Genomic DNA, 5502 nt, shown 5'->3' on the forward strand with positions numbered 1-5502 from the left:
GGCCAGCAACGCGCCGGGGCCGCTGCGGCGCCACGCCGCGACGGCCGCCACCACGGCGATCGCGGCGACGCCGCCCGCAGCCCACACGGGCAGGGACGCAACGCCGCCGGCCGGATCGAATCCCAGCATCTCCCCTCCAGACGTCCCCACGTGAGGCTCCAGTGTTCGGACCGTAAAGTTGTCGATTTTATGCCTCAAAGCGCGGACGCGGATCGGCATGGGTGCTTGGTCGGTAGAACCGAACCAGCTAGTGTCCGGCCCCTCTCATGAACTCACGACAGCCCGTCAGGTCGCGACGGTGCACGCTTGGAGGTTGTTTCCGATGATCGGACGGACGTTCGTCGCCCTCGTGCTCGCCGCCGCAGTCGTTGCTCCGACGGCCCAGTCCATGGCGGAGCCTCTGGTCACCCAGGGAATCGGGTCGTCGAGCTGCGCCAAGCTCGCGGCCGATCTGAAGCCGGGCGAAGGACTGCAGAACCCCGTCAACCTGATGCTCTACGCCTGGGTGCAGGGCTATCTGAGTGCCGCCAACGTCGCGCTGCTCGAGCAGGACGGCAAGCATGTCGACCTCGGCACGCTCGACGAGTCGAAGGTCGTCGGCATGGTCGCGAGCTATTGCAAGGCCAATCCCGAGCACAAACCGATGGCGGCCGTCGACGACTTCATCAGGAAGGCGACGAAGCTGCGCGCCAAGTGGGACGTCGGCACGGTGAACTGGAACGGTTGACGCGCGCGCCCTGCACGGTCGATTCCTTCCAGTCGACTGGGGGCGCGGCGTTCACCATCGCCGGATTCGACATTGGTCGTATGCACGCGGCGAGCCTCCGCACGAAAGAGCCGGAACGCCCGTGTTCGTGGGCTTTCTCGCGTCTCATGCGAGCGCGTCGCGGGTGCCTGCCGGCATTTTCGGAAGGTCGGCTGATCTAGATCAAAGCCGCTGCAGCGGCGTCGCAGCAATGTCCGCTCCGACGATCGGTCGGCGGGCTTCTCGCTTCGTCAGATCGAAATGTTGGTGCGCGGCGTCGTGCCACGGGGGTGCGCGACGCTGCGATGCCCAGCGGGCGGTTCGCAAGAACCGCCCGCCTTTTTTTGTACGCACGGTGCGGCGCGGCGTCGGGCTGAACGACAAGACCTTGCGCGCGGAGTCGACAGATCATCGGGTCGACAGATCATCGGGTCGACAGATCATCGAGTCGACAGATCAACGGGTCGACAGATCAACGGGTCGACAGATCATCGAGTCGACAGATCATCGAGTCGACGGACCGCCGATCAGATCAGCGCGAACAGCCGCACCGGTGCGCCGGTCGCATCCTTCACCTTCGGCAGGCCGACCACCAGCGTCGCACCGGCGGCGGGCGCCTGCTCGAGATTGGCGACGTTCTCCAACCCCCAACGGTTCGCCGGCAGCCACAGCTTGTGAGTCTTGAAATCGGTCGACGGTCCGTGGTCGAGCGACAGCGTGTCGGACGCGAGGCCCACGACCTCGCGCTCCTTCAGCAGCCACGCCGCAGCCTCGGGCGCGAAGCCGGGAAAGTGCAGCGTGCCGTCGACGTCGCGGCCGATGAAGCGGGCCGGATCGCTGACCGCGAGCTTCCCCCACCCCGCATGCATGGCGACGCAGCAGCCGCGCGGCAGCCGGCCGTGCTTCGCCTCCCAGGCGAGCAGATCGTCGCGCGACAGCAGATAGTCGGCATCGTTGTCGGCCTTCTCGACGACGTCGATCACGGCGAGCGGCACGACCAGCGTGTCGGCCAGGAGATCCTCGACGCTCGCGCCCGTCTCGGCGAAATGGATCGGCGTGTCGAGATGCGTGCCGGAATGCTCGATGAGCTTCCAGACATACATGTTGTAGCCGTCCTTGCGGACCTCGGCGCGGCGCTCCAGCTCGATTCCGGGCACGCCGAAGAAGCTCGGAAACTCCGGCGTCAGCGTGTGGGTGAGATCGACCACGCGCTCGAAGCTGCGCGGCGCCGCGACGGCCGGCATCGGCGCGACGGCCGTGGCAGCGAAGGCCGCTGCGGCACCGGCGCGGCCGAAGAAGCCGCGACGGGACGTGCCGGCCCGCACGACTTCCATGCACCCCGGAACGCACATCGACACCTCCCGCGAAACGTTGTTTCAGTCAGTTTACACGAAGTCCGGCGCCGCGTATCCGGCCGCCCCGCGCGCTTGCTGCCGCACCGCCCGCGGTCGTAAGCTCGCGGCGTCACACGTTCCGGCACGCGCTCGGGTCCGGCGACCCGGAGCGACCGGCCACGATCTGAACACACGATCTGAACACACGATCCGAACACACGATCCGGCGACACCCGCATGACGACACGACATCGCATTCTCGCCGCCGCCACGGCCTTCGGCCTTGTCGCGATCGCGGCCGTTCCGCCACCGGAGGCCGGCGCCCAGTCGGCCGACCTCGTGTTGTGCGACCGGCTGGCGGCCGACCCGACCGACCCGGACAAACCGTCCGACGTGAAGGGTGTCGCCGAGATCGCGGCCGCCGACGTCGCCACGGCGATAAAGTTCTGCAAGGTCGCGGCGGCGGGCTCGCGTCGCGCCCAATACGCCCTCGGCCGCGCCTATGCGGCCAACCGGCAGATGGCCGAGGCGGGCGCCGCCTATCGGCGCGCCGCCGACAAGGGCAGCAGCGCCGCCATGGTGGAGCTCGGCGTCATGCTCGCCACCGGCACCGGCGCGTCGCAGAACCAGGACCAGGCCCGAAAGCTGTTCGAGCGCGCCGCCGAGGCCGGCAATCCGCGCGGCGTCTCCAATCTCGCGGCGCTCTCCGGCGGGACCTCGGCGGATCCGGGGCGCTCGCGCGAGCTGCTCGGCAAGGCGGCCGTCACCAACAATCCGGAGGCGCTGTACCAGCTCGGCCTGATGACGGCGGACGGCACCGGCGGCGCCAAGGACGACGCCGCGGCCCGCGCGCTGTTCGAGAAGGCCGCGGCGCTGGACCATCCCGGTGCGCTCGAGCGCATGGGCGCCTACGCGCAGGAGGGACGTGGCGGCCCCAAGGACACGACGGCCGCCATGACCTATTACGAGCGCGCCGCGACGCTCGGCAACGAGGAGGCCAAGGCCGCGCTGAAGCGGCTGCAATGCCCCCACGTGATCAAGAACAAGCAGGGCCAGGTGGTGACCAACCTGTGCTTCTAGGCCGTGCCGGCGCGTCGTCCCGGCCCTGCCGGCCGCCGCCAGCGTTCCGCTGCACCGGCCGCGATTCCGTGTATAAGGCCGCATGCTCGTCATCACCGACCTCTCGGTCCGGATCGCCGGACGTCTCCTGATCGATCATGCCTCCGTGCAGATCCCGACCGGCGCCCGCGTCGGCCTGGTCGGCCGCAACGGGACGGGCAAGTCGACCCTGTTCCGCACCATCACGGGCCAGCACCACGCCGACACGGGCGAGATCGGCGTGCCGGGCCGCGCCATCATCGGCACCCTCCCCCAGGAGGCGCCGAACGGGCCGCAGCCGCTGACCGAGATCGTGCTGGCCGCCCACACCGAGCGCACCGCGCTCCTCGCCGAGGCGGAGACCGCGACCGACCCGCACCGCATTGCCGAGTTGCACACCCGGCTCGCCGACATCGGCGCCCATTCGGCGCCGGCCCGCGCCGCCGCCATTCTGCACGGCCTCGGCTTCTCTCACGAGGACCAGGCGCGACCGGTGAGCGAGTTCTCGGGCGGCTGGCGGATGCGCGTCGCGCTGGCCGCCGTGCTGTTCCGCGAGCCCGATGTGCTGCTGCTCGACGAGCCGACCAACTATCTGGATCTCGAGGGCACGCTGTGGCTGGAGGAGCACCTCGCCCGCTATCCCCACACCGTGGTGGTGATCAGCCACGACCGCGACCTGCTCGACAAGGCGGTCGATTCGATCCTGCATCTCGAGAACGGCAAGCTCACCTTCTATCGCGGCAACTACACGACCTTCGAGCGCACCCGGCGCGAGCGCCTGCTGCTCGACCAGAAGCTCGCCAAGAAGCAGGAGGCGCAGCGCGCCCATCTCGCCGCCTTCGTCGAGCGCTTCCGCGCCAAGGCGACCAAGGCCCGGCAGGCGCAGTCGCGGCTGAAGATGCTGCAGCGGCTCGGCCCGGCGCCCGCCCGCATCGCCGACGAGGTGCGCGAGATCGTCCTGCCGGCGCCCGCGAAGCTCTTGTCGCCGCCGATCATCGCGGTCGACGACGTCTCGGTCGGCTACGAGCCGGGCAAGCCGATCCTGCGCCGCGTGACGCTGCGCATCGACAACGACGACCGCATCGCGCTGCTGGGCTCCAACGGCAACGGCAAGTCGACGCTGGTCAAGCTGATCGCCGGGCGCATCGGCACAATGGAGGGGCGCATCACCCGGGCCGACAAGCTGGAGGTCGGCTACTTCGCCCAGCATCAGCTCGACGAGCTCGACGAGGGCGCCAGCGTCTACGCCCATGTGCGCCGCCTGATGCCGGACGCCGCCGAGGCCGCGGTGCGGGCGAAGGCCGGCGCCATCGGCTTCTCGGAAGGCGCCGCCGACACGCTGGTCGGCAAGCTCTCGGGCGGCGAGAAGGCGCGGCTGCTGCTCGGCCTCGCCACCTTTCACGCGCCGCATCTCCTGCTGCTCGACGAGCCGACCAATCATCTCGACATCGACAGCCGCTCGGCCCTGATCGAGGCGATCAACGAGTTCCCGGGCGCCGTCGTGATGGTGTCGCACGACCGCTACCTGCTCGACGCCTGCGCCGACCGGCTGTGGCTGGTCGCCAACGGCGGCGTCGCGCCCTTCGACGGCGACATCGACGACTACCGGCGGCTGGTGCTGTCCGGCGACGACGAGCCCGACGACAAGGCGAGCCGCGGCGACAAGACCCCGTCGCGCACCGACCAGCGCCGCGCCGCCGCGGAAAAGCGCGCCGAGCTGGCGCCGCTCAAGAAGATGATCAACGCGCTGGAAAAGAAGATCGAAACCCTGCACCAGCGCATCGCCAAGCTCGACGACGCCCTGGCCGACCCCGCCCTCTACGCGCGCGACGCCGCCAAGGCGGCCGGCTTCGCCAAGGAGCGCGCCGACGCCGCGAGCGCCCTCGCCGCCGCCGAGGACGAGTGGCTGACGCTCAGCGCCGAATACGAGGACGCGCTGGCCGGTTGACAGCGAGCGTTTCGCGACCGCCCTGTCGGGCGGGCGGCGGCGCCGTCGAGCCGCGCAGCACCATCTCGGGCCGCAGCAGCACGTCGCCGGCCATCTCCTGCCCGGCCATGCGGGCGAGCAGCAGGCGCGCCGCCTCCGCCCCCATGTCGCGATGGCGGAACCGCACCGTGGTGAGCGGCGGATCGACCAGATCCATCAGCGGCAGATCGTTGTAGCCGGTGACCGACACATCGTCCGGGCAGGCGCGGCCGGACGCCCTCAGGGCGTCGTAGCAGCCGAGCGCCAGGAGATCGTTGGCGGCGACGATCGCGGTCGTCGCCGGATGGGCGTCGAGCAGAGCCGCGCAGGCCGCCCGCCCGGCCTCGCGCGAGAACGAC

Annotated in this window: 5 protein-coding genes; 3 read left to right on the forward strand and 2 right to left on the reverse strand. The window is 70.1% G+C overall.

The window, feature by feature from the left end; genetic code table 11:
• Positions 1–322 precede the first annotated feature (322 nt).
• Positions 323–727 (forward strand): hypothetical protein, encoded by a 405-nt coding sequence (locus tag CH341_RS27615; protein ID WP_111422164.1) that lies wholly within the window; start codon positions 323–325, stop codon positions 725–727.
• A gap of 545 nt (positions 728–1272) precedes the next feature.
• On the opposite strand, the gene CH341_RS27620 is transcribed toward CH341_RS27615, so the two are convergent.
• The gene (locus tag CH341_RS27620) at positions 1273–2097 is read right to left on the reverse strand and encodes a cyclase family protein (protein ID WP_111422165.1); all 825 of its coding nucleotides are present in this window, start codon (positions 2095–2097) and stop codon (positions 1273–1275) included.
• Between the two features lie 219 nt (positions 2098–2316).
• On the opposite strand from CH341_RS27620, the gene CH341_RS27625 reads away from it, so the two are divergent.
• Positions 2317–3159 carry a tetratricopeptide repeat protein gene (locus CH341_RS27625; protein ID WP_111422166.1) on the forward strand — a complete coding sequence of 281 codons (843 nt, stop codon included), beginning with the start codon at positions 2317–2319 and terminating at the stop codon, positions 3157–3159.
• Between the two features lie 82 nt (positions 3160–3241).
• Positions 3242–5125 (forward strand): ABC-F family ATP-binding cassette domain-containing protein, encoded by a 1884-nt coding sequence (locus CH341_RS27630; RefSeq protein WP_111422168.1) that lies wholly within the window; start codon positions 3242–3244, stop codon positions 5123–5125.
• Here CH341_RS27630 and CH341_RS27635 read toward each other — a convergent pair.
• The coding region (locus CH341_RS27635; protein WP_146604649.1) for a LacI family DNA-binding transcriptional regulator at positions 5091–5502 on the reverse strand (412 nt) is incomplete at its 5' end. The two genes, CH341_RS27630 and CH341_RS27635, sit on opposite strands and share 35 nt — an antisense overlap.

This window comes from Rhodoplanes roseus, from assembly GCF_003258865.1.
Taxonomy (GTDB): Bacteria; Pseudomonadota; Alphaproteobacteria; order Rhizobiales; family Xanthobacteraceae; genus Rhodoplanes; species Rhodoplanes roseus.